Below are 20039 nucleotides of genomic sequence, written 5' to 3'. Positions count from 1 at the left end.
CCCAGTTGTGATTAATTAATTTTGTCCAACTCTCGCTGTGCCTTTGCCTGTGCTTCATCAAGCGCTTCCTTTGCCGATATGTTTTCAATCTCAACTTTGTCGACAGCATCACTGAGTGCACTGAGGATCGCACCACCTGTTGGGTCGATAAATTCCGGTACAGCGTATTGATCAATTTGTTTTAAAGCTGCATCCGCATCTGGATTCGATTCAAGATAAGTCTGATATTCCGGTAGCGAAAGTACCGATTTTCTGACGGCAACATATCCCGTCGCCATGGAAAAATCTGCGGTGTTCTGCGTGTTTATTGCGAAGGAAACAAAATCAGCGGCTCCCTTTTTCTGCGCTTCTGTCAAATTATCACCTTTTGGTATAAAGTACATTAAGCTTGAAAAGAACGGTGCAGGATCATTGTCACCCCAGCCCGGCTGATGTGTAACGGCAAATGTATTGGTATAGCCCTCTTCATTTGCCTTTTTAACAGCATCGAGAGCAATCGTATAATCACCTGGTGAGCCTGTATAGCCTACAGCTTTGCCGTATACCCAATCGTCCATCGTCTTGTACCAGTATTCCCAGCCCTGTCCGCCTGAGTGAATAGCCATGCATTGATCATCGTGCAGCCATATCCGAACTTGTTCTAAGACGTCTACCCATGCTTCACTGTTGATGGTCACCGTTTTACCATCCTCTGAAATAAACGCAGCGCCGTTGCTGGAGGCCATGTCAATAATATTGCCGGAACCCCACATCGGTTCCCATGCGTATTCAATAGAGTCCACCCCTGTATCAATGCCCTTCACGCTGTCATGCATGCCTGCAACGCTATTCCAGTTTTCAAGTACACTTGTATCAAGCGCTGCTGCCTCTAAAACAGCTTTATTGTAATATAATACTTGTGACGTTCCATAAGCCGGTGCAAATACCAGCTTGCCATCCTTCGTCGCCGCTGTCAGGAAGCCGCCAACGAGATCTGACTTATAGAAGTTCGACGGCATGTAGTCTTCAAAACTTTCAACAAGTCCTTTTTGATAAAACATTTCCTGTGAACCGCCGACAACCAATGCCGGAACATTTTTCGCTGCGTAAGCCGCCTGGAGTTTTTCATCAATTTCTGAATAACTGCCGACGACAACCGGCTCAATAACATATTGTGACTGTGAGGCATTGTAATCGTCAATAATCGCCTGTAATCCGTCGCCCAGACTGCCGCCGAGTGCATGCCAAAACTCAATTTCTACCGGTCCATCTGATTCGTTATCATCTCCAGACGACTGCGTCATAGACGGCGCCTCAGCTTTATTCACATTATCTGAAGCCGTTGCCGAATTTTGACTGCACCCTGCCAGTGCAGCGAGCATGATTAACATTAAACATAATAAGATCATCAATTTTTTCATTTCATTTACGCTCCCTTTTTTAATCGCATCCAATGCTTTGCAATTTGAATCACATTTTATTCAGCTGTTTTCACTTTTTGTTTCACTTTGCTCGATTCCTATTCATTTATTTTAAACCACTCTCCTGCATGATCCCGGTTACAAACCACTTTTGCCCCAAGATAAAGAGCACAATAACCGGCAGAATAGTCAGAGTGCTGGCCAGCATGACCTCAGACCAATTCATACCATAAGCGCCATCTTGGATAAAAAATTGTCGCAGCCCTTGGGATACCAAATACTTTTCCTGATCTTTCAGCATAATACTCGGCCACATATAATTATTGTACTGCTGCACAAATGTTAGAATAAACACCGTGTAAAATGCGGATTTGTTCATGGGAAATACGACATAGCGCAGTGTTTCCCAATGACTGGCGCCATCAATGCGTGCCGCTTCAATATAGGAACGACTCGTCTTCATGAAGGACTGCCTTAAGTAAAAGACGGCAAATATGTTTGCCAGATAGGTGAACATCAATCCAGCTAATGTATCCAGAAGCCCCAGTCGGCTTAAGATCACATAGGAAGGCACATAAGTTACCGCACCCGGCAGCATGTAAATCGCTAATACCACCGCAAATATCCGGTTTGTCCACCGTCCAGGCATAAAAACGATGACGTAGGTGAACAGCATGGTCACAAAGAGCATGACAACCGTACCAACGATGCCCACGTAAAAGCTATTTAATATATATTTGCCGAAATGAATTTCTTGGACACTGGCCCATACGCCAATGACGTCAAAATGCTCGGGCAGTATTTTATATGGTGTCTGCCAAATCTCATTATTGGTTTTAAAAATGCCCATAATCATCCAAAAGAACGGAAAAGCAAATAAAATAGATGAGATCATGAGAACGAGATGTCTTAAACTGCTGCCAACGTATTTTTTTATTGTCTCTTCTTTCATAAGTATCTCCCCCTAATCGTAATGGACAAATCTGCTGCTCACATAGGTACTAATCAATGACAGCACGAGAATCAGCAGTAGAATGACCATTGCAACGGCGTTAGCAGGCCCCATTTGGAAATTTTGAAAAGCCTTCTCATAATAGAGGTACAAGAGTGTCGTCGTACTACCGCCAGGGCCCCCTTGTGTCATCATTTGAATTTGATCGTAAACTTGAATAGTCGATATCAAATTGACGATAAAGAGAAAAAAGGTCGTTGGTGAAATCAACGGCAGTGTAATGTGGAAAAACTGTGACCAATAGCCCGCGCCGTCAATGCGCGCTGCTTCATAAGTACTCTGTGGTACGCGTTCCACCGCTCCGAGATAAAAGAGCATTGTCCATCCAATCGATTTCCAGATCGTAAAGATGATAATGGCGAGCATCGCCGACTCACTGCTGTGCAGCCATTTTAAAGGTGCAATCCCCATTAGTCCCAACAAATAATTTGCAAAGCCCTTATCCGGTTCGTAAATCCACGACCATACCAGCGATACTGCGACTGTAGGCGTGATCCACGGTGAAAAGATAATTAATTGATAAACCCTGCTTCCCGAAAATTTTTTTTGAAAAATCAACGCAAAAGCCAGCCCCAAGATAATGGTGCCGACGATTGTCGTCACCGAGAAGTAAAAGGTGTTGATTAGCGCTTCAATAAAATCGGGATCTGTCAGCATATAAACATAATTTTCTATGCCTACAAAGTTAAAGGTCGGCGAAATATAATCCCAATCCGTCAGACTAATAAAAAAGGCACTGGCAAGCGGGATTATCCAAAAGAGCAACAGCGGAATCATAAAGGGCAGCATGAATACCCATTTAACTTTCATATCGTTTTTCATGTCATTTCTCCATTGAGGCAATTGCCTTCATTAACAACTTACTGCATATTTACTTTGTTTTTTTCGATTACACATGCACCTGTCCGACAATCTTGATGACGTCAATTTTTGTACCAGATGCCTTTTCACATTTTATAATCAGCGATCACTTTCAACCTGAGAATATCACTAAAAAGCGTAAAAAAAAGTAAAAACCATGTTAAGCAATGTTAAAACACCGCCTTAATTTTGGTTTTTACAGGTGATTTTCTCGTTTTATTTTGATTCCCAAATTTTATGCCTTGTAGTAAATGACATTTTTTCGCTTTAAAACCGTTTCTTGTTCATCATTGAGCACGGCATTGGTGACGAGGTAGTCTATTTGTTCCCACTTAAAAGTAAGATAAGGTCGAATCTTATCAAACTTTGACTGATCAGCCAATAAAATTGTCCTTTGTGATTGCTTTAGTACACGCGTAATGACTTGATGTGATACTTCATCATTATTGCTCCCGCCAAACGTCAGATCAATGCCATCACAGGATGCAAATGCCGTATTGAAATAGAAGGTTTCAACTGTTTGATTGAATACGGAGCCATAGGTCGTATGAATATCGCTATCGACATTGCCGCCGACAAAAATAAAACGGTGCCCATAGGTTTTGAACATCTCATCATACCCTTCCAGCACATATTTCATCAAAAGGGCAATTGATGGCGTCACGACAGTGAGATTGTTGCGCCTGCTCAGATAGTGCATTAGACAGGCCACTGTCGAACCGCTGTCTAAATAAATACAGTCGCCGTCTAAAATGAGATCCAGTGCTCTAAAGGCAATGCGTTTTTTCTCGTCAATATGCTCGGCGATCTGTTGCTGATAGTGGTATTTCGATGCCATCGCCTGTTGCTCTCGCCGTTTTAAACCGCCGTGGATTCTTTCATAGCCATGTTCTTTTTCAATGGTGTCGAGATCTGCCCGAATCGTTTCCTTTGTCACTTTGAATAAATCGGCTAGCTCACCGACGTAAACAATTGCTTCTACTTCTAAAATTCGAATAATTTCCCAATGTCTTTGTTTTACTTTTTTACTCACACAAATGCTCCAATTTGTTTTAACACTACTCAATACAGCTCTAAATACATTATGACATCTGCGCAATAATATATTGCCGTCCCATCAGACTTTTAACGCCTTTTTTACAGTGTGTTAACACAAAAGACGCCCTCCTTTGCTGTCCCGCTTCGCTCACAGAAAACTGTTGGAGCATTGCCTCTGTTTGTATCAGAGGAGCGCTAAGCATAGATGAAGGCGTCTTTATTATTGTAGAGACATTGATGAGCATCCATTGACGATCAGCAACTTGAATCAACGCTTATAAGAAAACCGTTAATAAATCATTTGTCTGTAATAACGTCGGATTTCCATCGGATGGCAATTGAATTTTTCAATATACGCATCAATGCGTCGTGTCACCATCTGCAATACAAGGTGTGAAATACTACCGCGATATCTGGGACTAATCCCTTCCAAGGCATAATTTTTCGAATCAATTATCGTATAGTTGTTACAAATCCGTGGTAAAAATGCAGCGACGCGCTCACTGAGCATACGCTGTGAATCCTCTCCGACAAATACCGTTACAGGTGTATCGCGCTCAATGATTTCAAACATGCCATGAAAAAATTCAGCTGACTGGATGGATTTTGTCGGAATCCAGTGCTGTTCTTCCCAGTAACACATTGCGTAGGAATACGTTGCCCCCCATTGATTACCTGTCCCGACGAAATAATGCATGCTGTCATCTTTATGCGCCTGTGCAAAAGCCTTTCCGAATGCATCTGCTTCTTTTTCAACCGCTACCAATGCTTTGGCTAAATATTGATCCATTTCGGCATAATAGGTTTCATAATCAGGAAATTCACCCGCCTTAGCCATAAATCGATCCGCGAGCATGAAAAACTTTAATTGTTCATTAGCAGGGTACGCAACTTCATAATCGACCAACTTTGCCAATGCTGAGGATTCGACATCTACAAATCCAATGACGATCGCCCCGTCAGCCTGTGCTTTTTTTACACCCTCGACTACTTCGGCTGTGCTTCCCGTTACAGAAGAGATGACGACAATCGTTTTAGGGCCAATTCTTTTATTTCCCGTCAAGCAGTACTCTGCAGCATTTTCTGCAAATACTTCCATAGATGTTTTTTCTTTCATATGCACGACGGCCTGCAGGCACGATGCATAAGTACCGCCAATGCCGAGCCAACAGAGATTGTTATAGCCCTGTTCGCACAAGCTGTCAACGATCGCATTAATTTCAGAACGAAGTGCTAAAGCACCATTAATACTATCTAACTGTTTCTTTTCATCAAATTTCAACATGTCAATCTCCAAGTGTTTTTATACCTCTCTTTTCTTTCTCATACCAATCACTGATTCATAAATCGGTTTAGGAAAGCCTTTGTTCTTTCACTTTGAGGGTGATTAAAAATCACATCTGGTGTACCCTCTTCTTCGATAATCCCTTTGTCCATAAAGACGACACGCGTAGAAACGTCTCTGGCAAAGGCCATTTCATGCGTAACAACAACCATTGTCAATCCCTCGTTTGCCAATTGCTTGATAACTTCCAGCACTTCTCCGACCATTTCAGGGTCAAGTGCACTGGTTGGTTCATCAAACAACAGCAGATCGGGTTCCATCGCTAAAGCTCTGGCAATGGCAACACGTTGTTTCTGTCCGCCAGAGAGTTGATGCGGCCTGGCATTCAAATAAGCACCCATACCAACTTTTTTTAAAAATTTCAGTGCCAAGGCCTTCGCTTCCGCTTCATGCTTTTTGTTCACTTTTTGGACGCCAATCATGCAGTTCTTTAACACTTTCATATTGGCAAACAAGTTGAACGACTGGAAGACCATGCCGACATTTGAACGGTATGCAACGACGTCCCTCGGTGTATTCTTTACGGGTTCGCCATGATAGAGCACGTTGCCGCTCGACGGTGTTTCCAGCATATTGATGCATCTTAGCAGCGTTGATTTACCGGAGCCGGACGCACCGATAATGCTGATAACTTCGCCTTTTCTTACGCTAAAATCAATGTCTTTCAGCACTTCGTTTTTGCCAAATGACTTACCTAGATGCTCGACGCTTAATATGGTTTCATCATATTTCATCATATTTTGTTCCATCCTAAACCGCTCCTATTTCATCTTCTGCAATCAGCTCGTAATCGCTCTCACCATCAAGTTTTTTCTCCAGCAGTATCAATAGCCTTGAACTGATAAACGTTAAAATGAGATAAATCATTGAGATGATAAAGAAGACTTCAAAATATCGAAAATAGGTGCCGCAAGCGGTTCGTCCCATAAAGTACAGTTCAGTCACAGATATGACATTTAAAACAGAAGTATCTTTGATCGCCGAGACGAAGCCATTGCCAATCTGCGGTATTAAATTTCTAAAAGCTTGAGGCAGTATAACATAGAGCATGGTCTGCACATGCGTCATCCCCATCGCCTTGGCGCCTTCTGTTTGCCCCGGGTCAATAGAGACAATCCCCCCTCGAACAGATTCTGCCATGTAAGCCCCCGTGTTAAGGCTCAATATCAAAACACCGGCATAGATAGGGATTATATTCCATCCAAAGACCTGCATACTGCCATAATAAATTACCATTGCCTGTACCATCATCGGCGTGCCTCGAAAAATCTCCACATAAATACTTACCATCAATTTTGTAAGTCTTATGACGCCTTTGAGCATGAGGCTGCTACCGCTTTCAATCGGCGTACTTTGAATAATGCCCACTAAAAAGCCAATGACACATCCAAAAATAGTTCCCAGCGCAGCGATGAAAAGTGTTGACCACATGCCTTTGATGAACATGTCGCCATATTCCGAAAAAATCAGTGATACCCATCCGAAAAAGGTCTCAGGTATACCATTCATTTAATTTCTCCTATTGTTGATGCCATTTACTCTGCCATCGGTTGTAATTCTGTTATTTTCGCCATTAACTTAGATCGCTCTTCACTGCTAATACCTGCAAGGACTTCATTGATGGTGGCTTGTAATTCAGAATCGCCTTTTCGAAGCGCCACCGCATTTGAAGCCTCACCTTCACTGTAATCAAATCCCTTGCCTTTTTCGAAAGAGACAATCTTAAGATCAGGGTTTGCCAGCACTGCCGAATATGCTTCTGTTTCACCTAAAACGGTAGCATCAATTTTACCAGAGCGAACTGCAACGAGAATTTCAGAATTACCGCCTAAGCCCGGCTGCTCATCAACCTCTGGAATTTGAGGAATGAGATCCATCCAGACTGAATTAAGCTGACTCGTCACTTTGGCGCCTTTAAAATCTTCTAAAGAGGTGGCATCGACATATGGACTGTCTTCTTTAACAATCATAACCATATCGCCGCTCCAGTAATAATCTGAAAAATCAACGCTTTTCAATCGATCTTCTGTTACACCCATACCGGCGATAATTGCATCTATTTTGTTAGCATTGAGTGCTAGAATCAACCCGTCCCAATCAATCTTGTAGACTTCTAATGTCCAGTCATTGGCTTCACAAATGCGTTTTGCCATTTCAACATCGTAGCCGTAAGCATAATCCGACGAATCCATAATGGGAACAGCACCATTAGAATCATCTTTTTGTGTCCAGTTGAAAGGTGCATAACTGCATTCCATTCCCACTCTGAAAACTGTTTTTTCAGGTTCGCTTGACACCGGATCACCGCTTTCGGATTTTTGGGCACAGCCCGTAAAAATACTTGCAATCATTAAAATTGCTATCCACAACGCTAATATTCTCTTTTTCATAATTAATTCTCCTTTGTCTTTAATAGCACTCTTAACCAATAAGTGCATTAAATCTTCTCTTGATAAGAGAGGATCCCCCAAATCGTATGCTTTTCATAGACCTACGATTTTAATTGTTTTTAATATACTATAGCCCCTTATCAAAGTCAATAAAAAAACATAACGTTATATAACATTATGTTCATTTTAGGTATATGAAATTGCGGTCATCATAACCTGTCAGAGATATTTTTCATCTTCGAAATAGTGCTTCAATAACACCTCTGGCCATCATGCCGTATAAACATGCACACCACCGCTAGCTGCTTATTCTATATTATTCGTTGTTACTTTGTTGCTATTTGCTCTTATCAATATAATAGTCCGTCAAAGCATACCGATAGCAGTCGCATACCGTGTATTCCGTCGCCAAATGCACTAAATTGTCATGTTGATCATAAATTTTAGCATGTATACAGAAAAGCGGCTCGCCAAAATCTACTTCAAGAAGTTCTGCGCGTTTAAGATCCGCTTTAACAACATCCAAATAGGTGTTTTTTGTCGCATTGATTGTGATACCGTATTCTTTCTCCAGCAGTTCATACAGCGACCCGCCCAGATTTTCCTCCAGGAGAAAACTGAACTGGTCATAATCAAAATAGATTTGTTCCAGCATCACGGGAATATCGTCCGCCTTTCTAAGGCGATTGATCTCTACCATTTTCTTGCCGATAGGCATATCGAACGCTTCTGCTGTCGTGGGATTGAGCTCGACAATCTGCTTCACCAGAACGACGGCGGACGGCGTCATATTATTCAATTTGCAGGCCTCGCTAAAACTCACGAGATGTTCTATTTTTCGTTGAATTTTCTTGCGTCTTACAAACGTGCCCTTCCCTTGTTTCTTTATTAGATAACCCTCATCACAAAGCGCTTCGATCGCTTTGCGTACCGTTATCCGACTGACGCCAAAAATCTTGCTGAGTTCAATCTCTGTTGGAATTTTTTGTCCCTGCTTGTATGTTTTATTGACGATTTCAATTTTGATCGTCTCTTTAAGTTGTTGATACAGCGGTGTCGTACTGTCGAATTCAAGTTTCATCCCGATCTCCTATTTTTCTGTCTACCACATTATTTTATCAAATTTTCAAGGCACTTTGAACGGTATTTCGTTAAACGGTTTCGCACATCTTTTTGAAAATAGCTTTGCCGCGACCGCCACGAAAAATACCGCGTCCCAGCAGTGCCGTCTTGATTAAATTATCCAAAATCATACAAAGCCACACTTTTTGTAAAGACGCGCCCGGCATATTCACAATGACCCATACAGGGATTATCCGCACGCCCCACATACAGCACGTTTCAATGAAAAATGGAATCTTTGTCTTACCCAACCCATTGTACACACCTTCCAAAACAATTGCGGCCGCAAAAAAGGGTTCTGAAAAGGCAATCATCTTTAAAACCGTCGCCCCAAGTGCAATTACGGCCTCGTCACTTGTGAAACAGCGCATAACGGCTTCAGCGCCAAAGAATAATATTAAACTGGAACCTATCATAATGCCGACGACAACGGCAAGCGTCATTTTTACGATCCGCATAAAGGTCTCCGCGTCTCTTTTGCCAAGCGTATAACCTACCATTGTGGATGTCGCCGTCTGCATACCGTACCCGGGAATATAAAATGCCATTTCAGCAACGGTTGCGATGGTGTGTGCTGCAAAGATAACCGCCCCCATACTGCTTACCAACCCTGCAAACACAACATAGCCTAAGCTTGTAATCGTCTTATTCAGTGCAATTGGCAATCCGAGTTTTATTGATTGGCGCATCATGCCGGCATTATAAGCAATGTGCTTGAAAGACATCCTCGATAACGAACGCCTGAAAAATGCAACTGTCATGAGTATGCCGCCTAAGGTAAGTGAGATCGCCGTTCCGATTGCAGCGCCAGTGGTTCCCATATCAGCACCCCAAATACGGTACACTGTTCCAAATACACTGATTTCACGTGTACCGTAAATCATAAAAAAGTTCAAAATGATGTTCAGCACATTAACCATGAGATTAATTTTCAAAGGCGTTTTCGTATCACCCGTCGCTCTGATCACATTGGCAAAGACAATAATAGCCGCGCGAAATATCATGGGCATGCAAATGATCTTGAAATACATTGCTGCATCTTTCTGAATCACCTTATCGGCGCCCATCCATGCGGGAACGTAGCCGCTCAGCGTTATCGCGAGAACACCTTCCACAACGCCGAGTACAATAACGACGAAAACGGCTTGATGCGCAACGGCTTGTGCTTTTTTCGCATCATTCTCTCCGACTGCTTTCGCCATCATCGCCAAGAGCGCAATGCCCATTGCAAACATCGGACTGATTATCAACCATGTCAGCGAAGTGCTCAAGCCGACTGCCGCAGAAGCATTAGCCCCAATTTGGCCAACCATTCCCGTATCGATGTACTGGACGATCGTTTCTAGGAATTGTTCCATCACTGTCGGCCAAGCCAAAGCAAACATTAAAGCAAATAAGCTGCGGCGATCATTTTTTTGAAGGTATTCATTAACTGGTTTCACCAGGCGCCTCGATATTGAATCGTAACAGCGCTGTTTTCTGCCCCCATCTGCATGCAATCCCTCAGATTCTTGCCTTCCATAAGTGCAATGAGAAAACCCGCAATAAAACTATCGCCTGCGCCCATGGTATCGACAACGGGACAGTCGACGACACCCATTTTAATAAAATCATTGCCGTCATAGGCGATACTGCCATTGCTCCCCAATGTCACCACAACGACTTTGGGCCCCTTTTGCCATGCATCATGCATAAAATCTCTAAGTGATGCACCGTCGTGTTCGCCTGCAAAAAAGGCATAATCTACATTTGGCAGGGCATTCATGACGATTTCATGTGCCCACTGATCTGAAAAGTCAAACGCAATAGGAATGTCAATCGCCTTGAAGCGCGGAAGATCCTGCTCAATCATCCCCCATATGCCCGTCACCATGATATCGTAGTCCTTTGCATAGGCAATATCTTCATCTGATATGCGGAAATCCGCTAGAACGCCTTCCGTATAGGTTCCAAACTGTCGATCACCTTGTTTTAAAAAAACTTCAGTTGTCGCCGTACTGCCTTCGAGTATTTTAATTCGTTCTGTTCGAACACCCTTTGCCCTTAATGATTCAATTAAGCGGATTCCTCGATCATCTGTTCCTACTGCACCGATGTAAGAGGCTTCACCGCCAAGCCTGACAGCATAAACAGAGACGTTGACAGGGTTCCCACCCGGATATTCCATATGGGATTGAACATAGACATCCATACAGTTATCACCAATTGCTAGCATTTTTATTTTTTTCACGTTTCTTACCTTCCTGACTTCAGATGCTTTTATTATACAATACTGAATTTCGCCTTCTGCGTCAATGACATTATGTTATATAACGTTATGTATTTGAATATTCCTCTCTGCATACACCTGTTTTTCGCCTGCGGCTTTTCACCTTCTGCCAACATTTAAATGACAAAACTTTTTTGACATTCAATTGCCATACACCATTGTAAAATCAAATTTAACGCAATAAAAATCCATAGGGATTTTCCGCTGTCAAAAATGAATCATCAAAAAACAATTTTAACAACAAGAAAATCACTATGGACTACTTTGTTCGTATCATACAGTAGCCTTTGTATGTGCTAACCATGGAAATCGAGAATATAAGACCGACCATAAACAGCCACACATACGGTGCACCAACATCGTAAACAAATCCGCACAGCATTAGGCCGCAGGCAATTCCAAACATTTTGATACTGTTCATCAACGGCATACTCAGCTTCGCATTGATCTGCGGCATTTCACGCGCCATTGAAATTTCAAAGACCAAATCATAAATATTGGCAAAAAAATAGTACAGGACAAAACCGATATGCACCGCACCCCGTCCACCTGTAATGGCCATCCCTGCCGAGACAATCATAAAAAAGCTGATACCGCGTGAATCAACAGCCATCTCAGATAAGAAATGTTTAAAGACATAACGTCCTAAATCACCAGACAGAATCATAATAAAGTAAAAGATTGCCAAGTGCATTTCCAAATGTCCCACTTGTATCAGATGGCGCTGCCACGCAAAGAAAAAAATGCCTTTTGCGATATATGTAAGAAAACAAGTTGCTGCGAAGTATTTAAAAACAAGATTGCTGAAAATTTCATTAACCAACATCTTTAAATGCCCACTTAACTGAGTATAGCGCGCACGCCCGTAATTCTCAGGAATAAATAAGACGGGGGCAAAACCAAGCAGCATTAAGATGCCTGAAACCATAAATGTATATGCACCGTCGTGTGCAAGTAGGTACACACCGCCCAAACTGCCAAGCAGCAATGCTGCATATCGTATATAACTATTCTCATGAATGCCCACAGGGCGATTGCCGCCATACAAATCATCCAATGCTGCATTCGTCCAGGCTCTAAAAGCATCATAGAGCAGCGACATGCCAATGCCTAACGAAAACATGCACAGTATCAGTCTCGGCATCGCCGTAAACTGTGAAATACCAATAAAAGCAGAAGCCGTAAATAAGATGCCAATTAAAATCGCTTTGCGCCTGCCTATCAGTTCGGCTATATGGGAAAAAAACAGTTCCGACATCCCAATCATCAAGAAGGGAATCATGAGCAAAAATCCACTTTGACGATACGAAAGCGCTTTGTGGTCAAAGTATTGTGTAAAATTGCCGCCGACTAAGCAAATGGCGATACCATAGACCAACGACATATAATAAAACGTCCAAATGACTGCAAATGCCTTGGACGCCTTCGAATTTTTTCTTCTATTTTTTCGAGTATTCAATAATTTCATATAAAAAATGCATCACGCCTTCCGTCTCTACATTGCTGCTTCATTTTTTTGCGCTCGTCCGCAAAGGCACTATTTTAAAAGAAGTAATACAAATTGGTTATAAGACATCGTGGCTCAAATATTTTAAATAGTCGGATGATAGGAGGTTGTGGTATGATAAAATACTGTAGTGACCTGTCGCTTTGATGGAATGTCATTAGCGTTCATTCGATTATTCAATTCTATTACGAATCCACAGGCGAATGAGTCTTATAACCAATATGTATAAACAATGCTGTTATCAGCAAACAGCGTAAATTTCCAATGAAGCCCAGCCTTCATCTTCGTCCATCGGTGTTATGATGTTGTCGTCACCTTTTGGCCAAAGCGGGTTCAATGGAAATGTCAGCGTTAAAAACAGCATGCTAAAAATGATTAACTTGCGCATTTTATCACCACCTTTCACATCAATTATAACGATATGGTAATATGATATATATAGACATATATGTCTATATACTTTGCAGTCAACCATGCTCTCTAACAGCACTTAGAAACTCAAACGCGACTATATCACTGATGTAACCGGATCTAATTGGAGTATTTTATGGACAATTTTTTTGGCAATATCCTTAAGATCATCAGAGAACGCAACAATGTGACACAAAATGAACTTTGCCATGATCTCTGTACGATCAGACAGTTATCGAGAATTGAAAACAACGTGAGTTCTCCTTCGCTCTTTCTACTACAGCATTTCTCCGAACGGCTGGGAACGGATTTGCTGCTCTACGTTCCTTATGCAACAGAAGCCAAAGGCTTTGAAATTAAAAATATTTTGGAACGTGCACAGCATGACTATGAGATGAGAGAATTTCATAAAGTGCAATCAGAGTTGACAGCACTTACAAAAATTCAGTATAACAGTCCAAATCTCGCACTTCAAGTACACTGGCTATTTTTAAGTTCTAAAATGCACTTGAATATCCGCGATGTATGCATTGACGATTTCCTGAACTTATTGGCGCGCTTTCACGATTTTAATGCACTCGATGAGTTGATTAAAGAGAATTTGACCACTATTGAGTACAATATTATCGCTTCCATCATTTTTATTCTTCTAAATAATGCTGACTACGACCGTGCCGAACGTCATTTAAACGATATGATCGGCGCACTTGAAAAGCGAAACAACATCAACGAACGCGCATTGCTGCTTAAATCGCTTTATAACCTCTCGCGCCTCCATTTTTTAAAGGCGCGTTACGATGTATCAATGACGCTTTCAAAGCGTGGCATCGAGTATTGTTACACCTATAATCATCTTGAGTATTTGGATATGCTGAAAAATATTTACGGCCGTTCGCTTTACAAACGCGGCTATTGCATCCGCGGTCAATCCGAGCTTCTCCAGTATATTCAGCTCAGCATGCTCAGAAACAGTAATCATAAACTCGATTCTGTTTACCACGAACTCATCCATACATATAAACTTGATTCTTTTTCCATTTTAGATTTATTAAAAACAGCCGATGTGCGTTTTTTATAGTGTCCCCAGTCCTATGAGCACAGGCACTTAGATCAAATATTCTGTATTATGAAACAAAAATGCAGTCTTGCAGCCATCCTTTTCTTTAACCATAAGGAGTATCTGCGAGACTGCATTTTTATATTTATCTGCATTTAATAGAGCACAATATTTTTAGCTGCACCATCAATCCTAAAATTAAGGACTAAAATTTATTCCAGTACTGTTAAGTGCTTCATAGAGACATCGAGAATCGGCGCAGAATGTGTCAGGGCGCCGCTTGAAATATAATTGACGCCAACTGTCCTGAGTTCTGCAATACGCGCTTTAGTAACGTTGCCTGAGCATTCGGTTTCAGCGCGCCCATTAATAAATGCTACCGCCTCTCTCATCTGTTCTATGGTCATATTGTCCAGCATAATAATATCAGCACCTGCCGCTACTGCTTCACGCACCATTTCAATTGTTTCTGTTTCAACTTCTATTTTCCGTACAAATGGCGCATAATTCCTTGCAAGCTCAATTGCTGCCCTGACGCCTCCAGCCGCTGCGATATGATTATCTTTCAGCAACACGCCGTCCGAAAGATTGTAACGGTGGTTGAGTCCACCTCCAACGCGAACGGCATATTTCTCAAAAATACGCATATTTGGCGTCGTTTTACGGGTATCGAGCAATTTAATCTCTGTCCCTTCCAGTAGTTTTATCATTTCTCGCGTCAGTGTCGCAATCCCGCTCATACGCTGTAAGTAATTAAGTGCTGTACGTTCTCCAGAGAGTAGTGCTCGAACATCGGCTTCTACCGTTGCCAGTTTATGCCCCGACGAAACAGTATCCCCATCCTTTACATAAGAGGTTATTACTGCCGTAGAATCCAAAAGCTCAAAAACTCTCTGGAAAACATCCAACCCTGCAATGACCCCATTGCCTTTGCACATTAACTGAACGTTGCCACGTACGCCTTTGGCAATCACAGCATTTGTCGTAACATCTTCACTGGTGATATCCTCACGGAGTGCGCGCATCAGCTGTTCATCCACATTTAATCTGTCTGTTACCATGCTTTCTATTCCTTTCTATTGCACTGAGAACCAATGCTCTGTTCGCTTCAGCCATGTGTTCAGCATCCTCATACTGAGCAAAATCAATCTTCGCCAGCCACTTTTCTTTCCAAATTTCCGATAAAATTGATTGCTGTGTCTTCACTTGTCGATGATCTAAGTGCCCGGAAACAATAGCTTCTGCCGCTTCACGCGCAAACACGATACTCTCCAACAGTGAATTGCTCGCGAGTCTATTGGCACCATGTACACCATTGCAAGCTGTTTCACCGACAGCATAGAGATGCGGCATTGATGTTCGGCTCTTTAAGTCAACGGCGATACCGCCCATAAAGTAGTGCTGTGCAGGGGTTACAGGGATACAGTCTTTTGTTATGTCAATACCGATTTCCATGCAGTGCTCATAAATGCCCGGAAATCGACCCATAATACGTTCACGGCCCAAATGTGCGGTGGAAAGCCATACATGCTTGCTTCCTTCCAGTGCCATTTGTTCTTTAATTTTTTCTGTCAGTATATCTCGGGGCAGCAGTTCACTGACAAATCGCTCTTTCTTTTCATTGAGAAGGTGGGCGCCCTCTCCCCTAAGCGATTCTGATATCAGAAAACGCCGTCCAGGTTTATCCTCGTAAAGCGCCGTCGGGTGAAACTGAATATAGTGAAGATTTTGAAGGGCAATGCCATGTTTAACCGCCACGGCAATCCCATCGCCGGTTAAGTGTGCATAATTGGTTGAATCGCTGTACAATCCGCCTATCCCCCCTGTTGCCAGAACGGTTTCACCGGCGCCTATGATTGAGCATGCACCGTTTTCGCGGCGAATGACAACGCCGTTGCATCCTCTGTCATCCACAAGCAAATCGACCATAGCAGTATGACTCATCACTTGAATATTCGGTCTCATCATGACTTGACGCAGCAGCTTGCTCGTTATCTCCGCACCCGTCATATCCTTGTGATGCAGTATGCGCGCATTGGTGTGAGCGCCTTCCTTTGTATAGTGAAGGGCGCCATCTTCACGGTCAAAGATCACGCCATAACGCATTAAATCCGTAATCACCTCAGGTGATTTTTCGATCATCATTTTCACGGATTGCCGATTGTTTTCATAATGGCCCGCTTTAAGCGTATCCTCAAAAAAGCTATCGAAATCGCCTTTCTCTGACAAGACACATATGCCGCCTTGCGCCAAGTATGAATCGCTCATTTCAGGCGCATCTTTTGTCAAAATGACGACCTTTATTGTATCCGGCAAATTAAGGGCGCAATAGAGTCCGGCTACACCTGTGCCCACGATAACCACATCTGCTCTTTCATACATGTTCATTCCCCCTATTTAGCCAGCAACAGCATCTGATCCAAAGCATGCCCCGCACGCTCACTGAGCGCTTTGTCCAGTTCAACAGCCTGATCCATTTGCTCTAGCTGTTTTAACACTTTTTGAGGCGTTATGCGCTTCATATTATGGCATACCTGGCCGCCATCGACAAAGTGAAAACGCTTTTTAGGATTGTCCTGTTTGAGTTTATAGAGAATACCTTTTTCTGTACAAATAATAAAAGAAGACTGATCACTTGCCGTTGCATATTCAATAATACCGGAAGTACTGCCAATATAATCTGCAACAGCCAGTACTTCCGGTGTACACTCAGGATGTGCGAGTACAAGACTTTCCGGGTGTTTTTCTTTCGTACGTACAACGCCTTCTGCTGTAATGGTGGTATGAACATGACAATAGCCGTCATTAAAAAGAAATCTTTTTTCCGGTACTTGCGCTGCTACAAATCTTCCCAAATTTGCATCGGGAATAAAATAAACTGTTTTGTTTGGCAGTGATCGAACGACTTTAACGGCATTTGCCGAAGTCACACAAACATCTGACGCCGCTTTAATTGCCGCTGTTGAATTAATGTAGCACACAACCGCCACATCTTCATTTGCCTTTCGCACTGCCTCAATTTTTTCAACAGATGCCATATGTGCCATCGGACAATCTGCCTCGACATCCGGCATTAAAACGATCTTGTCGGAATTTAACAGTTTGGCACTCTCGCCCATAAAACCAACCCCGCAAAAGACGATAATCTTATTGGGCACCTCAACGGCAATTTTGCTTAAATAGTAAGAATCACCCACATAATCTGCCAGTGCCTGAACACTTGAATCTGTATAATAATGCGCTAAAATCACGACGTCTTTCTGGTGTTTGTACGCTGTTATCTGTTCCTCAATTGATATGGATCTATCCTGTTCCTGATTTGTCTCCACTGGTTTCGCCTCCTCCATCGATTCATGCAAATTATAACACATGACTATACATGTGACAAGACAGTTGTCAAAACAACGTATCGCGTCAGAAGCTGACAAAACAGATCACGCAAAGACAGGCATTTAAAAAAGGCATTCGATATACTGCCGGTATAAGTCATTTAACACCAAAACTAAAATTATTATTGAAGGAGCATGTCATATGAATGATGCATCTACACAACAATGCAACGCACGGTTTGGCACCTTTTCAGGCTCTCCGGCAGCAATTGGTAATGCGCTTGCCGCTTTCTATCCAGAACATTCGAAAATCGCCTCCGGCCTTCCTAAACCGCCTATGCCTCTAACAGCGCAAGAAGTCTCCGAAGGAATCGCAATGCTTACAAAATACTGTCCTACAATCATTGAGGAATTAAATGCTTACGCACAGGCATTGAAAATTGATCCTATGACCCTTTATTATCACCAGCTCACTTATCTCAAACCGCATTGCAGCCAATTTTATTTACCGGCAAAGTTCATGGCAGACGGTCACCCCATGATGGCAAGGAATTATGAATTTGCGCCATTTGCAGAAGATTTTGCCGTTATCAAACTTAAACCGACAGGACGCTATGCACATATAGGCGGCACAATTGCACTCTTCGGAAGATCAGAAGGCATTAACGAATGCGGTCTTACCGTCAGTATGACGTCGTCCGGCATGCCTGTTGGCAATATGTCCGGCATGAAGTCACCGGCACTCAAAGGACTGCAATTCTGGGCCGTGATTCGCGAACTGCTCGAAACCTGTGCAAATGTCGGCGAAGCGCTCAAAAAAATCGAAACGATGCCGCTCGCTTATAATATTAACCTCCTGCTAGCCGATTCTGCCGGCCATGTTGCATTATATGAAACACAAGACGGTGCACATGCCGCTATCCAAACGCTGGAAAAGGCACTTCACACAACCAATCATCCTATCGTTGAGCCGTTTTGCGCACAAACGCCAACCGCCATGCGCAATTCTATTCAGCGCTATGAGACAATTGCTGCGTTTTTGAATAAAGCCGAATCTGATCAGGCCATTACACTTGGCGATGTAAAAAAATTGCTCTTAACCGCTTATCCAAACGGCCTTAACTGTTCATTTTACGATGCTTACTTTGGCACCATCAAAAGTGTTATAATGGATATACAAACAAGGCAGTATCAGATTTGCTGGGGCGGAAATGCTGAAAATGGCTGGCAAACCTATTCCTTTGATAAAGAAGAACAGGCAACACATCATGCTATTGTACTTGCCTCAAAGGCACCCACTCCAGATTTTTTTGAACAGATCGCCTTTTAGGTTTGACATGCTGCCAACTGTAAAATAGACAAGCATAGGGGGTGAGCAATTTGGAATGGATCAATGCACTTAATCGCGCACTCAACTTTATGGAAGCACATTTAACAACGCCATTGACACCTGCGCTGATTGCTGAACACGTTCACATCTCTTCACATCATTTTCAGCGTACATTTCGGCTCATGACAGGGCTAACCGTCAGCGAATATATCCGAAACCGCCGTCTGTCCCTAGCGGGACAGGTAATGGCGCAGGGCAACATCAAAGTGATTGAGGCGGCACTGCGCTTTGGCTACGATACCCCTGAGGGCTTTACAAAAGCATTCGAACGCTTTCACGGCTTTCCGCCTTCACAGGCACGCTCCGAGGGTGCTGTTCTAAAGTACTTTGAGCCGATGAGGCTTAAAATCAGTATAGAAGGCGGCATGATGATGGATTATCAGATCGTTTCAAAACCCGCTTTTAAGGTTGCCTTGCGCATCGATCAATTTCAGGCTGAGGACGCCTTTTCGGACATTCCAAAAATGTGGCAAGTCTATATAGCAAGTGGTGACAACCAGCGTGTGCCAGGCGCACTTGGCGTTCGTTTTTTTGATCATTCGCCTGTTGAAGCATTTGAATACGGTATTGGCTGTGAACGCGCCTGCATTGATAAAGTCCCAAATGGTTTTGAAATCAGAGAAATTCCTGCCCTGACATGGGCAATTTTCAGTGGCAAAGGCAAAATGCCGGAAGCCATTCAAAATCTGTGGCAGCGCATCTATGCAGAGTGGTTTCCCTTCTCTGAATACACATTTGTAGACTGCTGCGATATTGAATATTACACCTTAGGCGATATTCATTCAGATCAATATGCATTTGAAATTCAAATTCCGATTAAAAAGATCTGATTTAAAGCCAACCTTTTCAAGGCAACCTTATTTACCAACAATTTTGAAATTCAAGGAGAAACCGGCATTTATTCAGGA

Annotated in this window: 19 protein-coding genes; 3 read left to right on the top strand and 16 right to left on the bottom strand. The window is 42.7% G+C overall.

Annotated elements, in window-relative coordinates:
• Positions 1–11: 11 nt before the first annotated feature.
• The 13 genes from KHM83_RS01475 to KHM83_RS01415 all read right to left on the bottom strand — a co-directional run bounded on the left by KHM83_RS01475 (position 12) and on the right by KHM83_RS01415 (position 13332).
• Entirely contained in the window at positions 12–1400 is a 1389-nt protein-coding gene (locus KHM83_RS01475; RefSeq protein WP_213235126.1) for an extracellular solute-binding protein, read from the bottom strand.
• A gap of 106 nt (positions 1401–1506) precedes the next feature.
• On the bottom strand, positions 1507–2352 hold the full coding sequence (locus KHM83_RS01470) for a carbohydrate ABC transporter permease (RefSeq protein ID WP_213235125.1): 846 nt from the start codon (positions 2350–2352) through the stop codon (positions 1507–1509).
• 12 nt (positions 2353–2364) lie between these two features.
• A complete protein-coding gene (locus KHM83_RS01465) occupies positions 2365–3234 on the bottom strand; it encodes a carbohydrate ABC transporter permease (protein WP_213235124.1) in 870 nt (289 codons plus the stop codon).
• Positions 3235–3508: 274 nt separating this feature from the next.
• Positions 3509–4306 carry a DeoR/GlpR family DNA-binding transcription regulator gene (locus KHM83_RS01460; RefSeq protein ID WP_213235123.1) on the bottom strand — a complete coding sequence of 266 codons (798 nt, stop codon included), beginning with the start codon at positions 4304–4306 and terminating at the stop codon, positions 3509–3511.
• 294 nt (positions 4307–4600) lie between these two features.
• Positions 4601–5596 carry an SIS domain-containing protein gene (locus tag KHM83_RS01455; RefSeq protein ID WP_213235122.1) on the bottom strand — a complete coding sequence of 332 codons (996 nt, stop codon included), beginning with the start codon at positions 5594–5596 and terminating at the stop codon, positions 4601–4603.
• A gap of 47 nt (positions 5597–5643) precedes the next feature.
• The gene (locus tag KHM83_RS01450) at positions 5644–6405 is read right to left on the bottom strand and encodes an amino acid ABC transporter ATP-binding protein (RefSeq protein WP_281415015.1); all 762 of its coding nucleotides are present in this window, start codon (positions 6403–6405) and stop codon (positions 5644–5646) included.
• 1 nt (position 6406) lies between these two features.
• Positions 6407–7165, bottom strand: a complete 759-nt coding sequence (locus KHM83_RS01445; protein WP_213235121.1) for an amino acid ABC transporter permease — start codon at positions 7163–7165, stop codon at positions 6407–6409.
• Positions 7166–7191: 26 nt separating this feature from the next.
• The gene (locus KHM83_RS01440; RefSeq protein ID WP_213235120.1) at positions 7192–8046 is read right to left on the bottom strand and encodes a transporter substrate-binding domain-containing protein; all 855 of its coding nucleotides are present in this window, start codon (positions 8044–8046) and stop codon (positions 7192–7194) included.
• A gap of 337 nt (positions 8047–8383) precedes the next feature.
• On the bottom strand, positions 8384–9127 hold the full coding sequence (locus KHM83_RS19820) for a GntR family transcriptional regulator (protein WP_213235119.1): 744 nt from the start codon (positions 9125–9127) through the stop codon (positions 8384–8386).
• 70 nt (positions 9128–9197) lie between these two features.
• The gene (locus KHM83_RS01430; RefSeq protein ID WP_213235118.1) at positions 9198–10610 is read right to left on the bottom strand and encodes an MATE family efflux transporter; all 1413 of its coding nucleotides are present in this window, start codon (positions 10608–10610) and stop codon (positions 9198–9200) included.
• Positions 10607–11398 (bottom strand): fructoselysine 6-kinase, encoded by a 792-nt coding sequence (frlD, locus tag KHM83_RS01425; RefSeq protein ID WP_343213092.1) that lies wholly within the window; start codon positions 11396–11398, stop codon positions 10607–10609. The genes KHM83_RS01430 and frlD overlap by 4 nt, the downstream gene beginning before the upstream one ends.
• Before the next feature lie 298 nt (positions 11399–11696).
• The gene (locus KHM83_RS01420; protein WP_213235117.1) at positions 11697–12905 is read right to left on the bottom strand and encodes an MFS transporter; all 1209 of its coding nucleotides are present in this window, start codon (positions 12903–12905) and stop codon (positions 11697–11699) included.
• Between the two features lie 280 nt (positions 12906–13185).
• The gene (locus tag KHM83_RS01415) at positions 13186–13332 is read right to left on the bottom strand and encodes a hypothetical protein (protein ID WP_213235116.1); all 147 of its coding nucleotides are present in this window, start codon (positions 13330–13332) and stop codon (positions 13186–13188) included.
• Positions 13333–13491: 159 nt separating this feature from the next.
• Here KHM83_RS01415 and KHM83_RS01410 point away from each other — a divergent pair, with 159 nt between their 5' ends.
• Entirely contained in the window at positions 13492–14433 is a 942-nt protein-coding gene (locus KHM83_RS01410; RefSeq protein ID WP_213235115.1) for a helix-turn-helix domain-containing protein, read from the top strand.
• Positions 14434–14624: 191 nt separating this feature from the next.
• Here KHM83_RS01410 and nadC read toward each other — a convergent pair whose 3' ends face one another.
• Genes nadC through nadA form a run of 3 tightly spaced genes read right to left on the bottom strand, consistent with a single transcriptional unit; the run spans position 14625 to position 17741 of the window.
• Complete coding sequence (gene nadC / locus KHM83_RS01405; protein ID WP_213235114.1) at positions 14625–15473, bottom strand: carboxylating nicotinate-nucleotide diphosphorylase; 849 nt, start codon at positions 15471–15473, stop codon at positions 14625–14627.
• The gene (locus tag KHM83_RS01400; RefSeq protein WP_213235113.1) at positions 15445–16794 is read right to left on the bottom strand and encodes an L-aspartate oxidase; all 1350 of its coding nucleotides are present in this window, start codon (positions 16792–16794) and stop codon (positions 15445–15447) included. Before KHM83_RS01400 ends, nadC begins: the two co-directional genes overlap by 29 nt.
• Before the next feature lie 11 nt (positions 16795–16805).
• Entirely contained in the window at positions 16806–17741 is a 936-nt protein-coding gene (gene nadA / locus KHM83_RS01395; RefSeq protein ID WP_343213091.1) for a quinolinate synthase NadA, read from the bottom strand.
• Between the two features lie 202 nt (positions 17742–17943).
• On the opposite strand from nadA, the gene KHM83_RS01390 reads away from it, so the two are divergent.
• Together KHM83_RS01390 and KHM83_RS01385 are read left to right on the top strand one after the other, a co-directional pair.
• A complete protein-coding gene (locus KHM83_RS01390; protein ID WP_213235112.1) occupies positions 17944–19071 on the top strand; it encodes a C45 family autoproteolytic acyltransferase/hydolase in 1128 nt (375 codons plus the stop codon).
• 50 nt (positions 19072–19121) lie between these two features.
• The gene (locus tag KHM83_RS01385; protein WP_213235111.1) at positions 19122–19961 is read left to right on the top strand and encodes an AraC family transcriptional regulator; all 840 of its coding nucleotides are present in this window, start codon (positions 19122–19124) and stop codon (positions 19959–19961) included.
• Positions 19962–20039: the final 78 nt, after the last annotated feature.

It is taken from the genome of Fusibacter paucivorans (assembly GCF_018390735.1).
GTDB lineage: Bacteria > Bacillota > Clostridia > Peptostreptococcales > Acidaminobacteraceae > Fusibacter > Fusibacter paucivorans.
The sequence above is the reverse complement of the archived record's forward strand: the minus strand, read 5'-3'. Positions and strand labels throughout refer to the sequence as shown.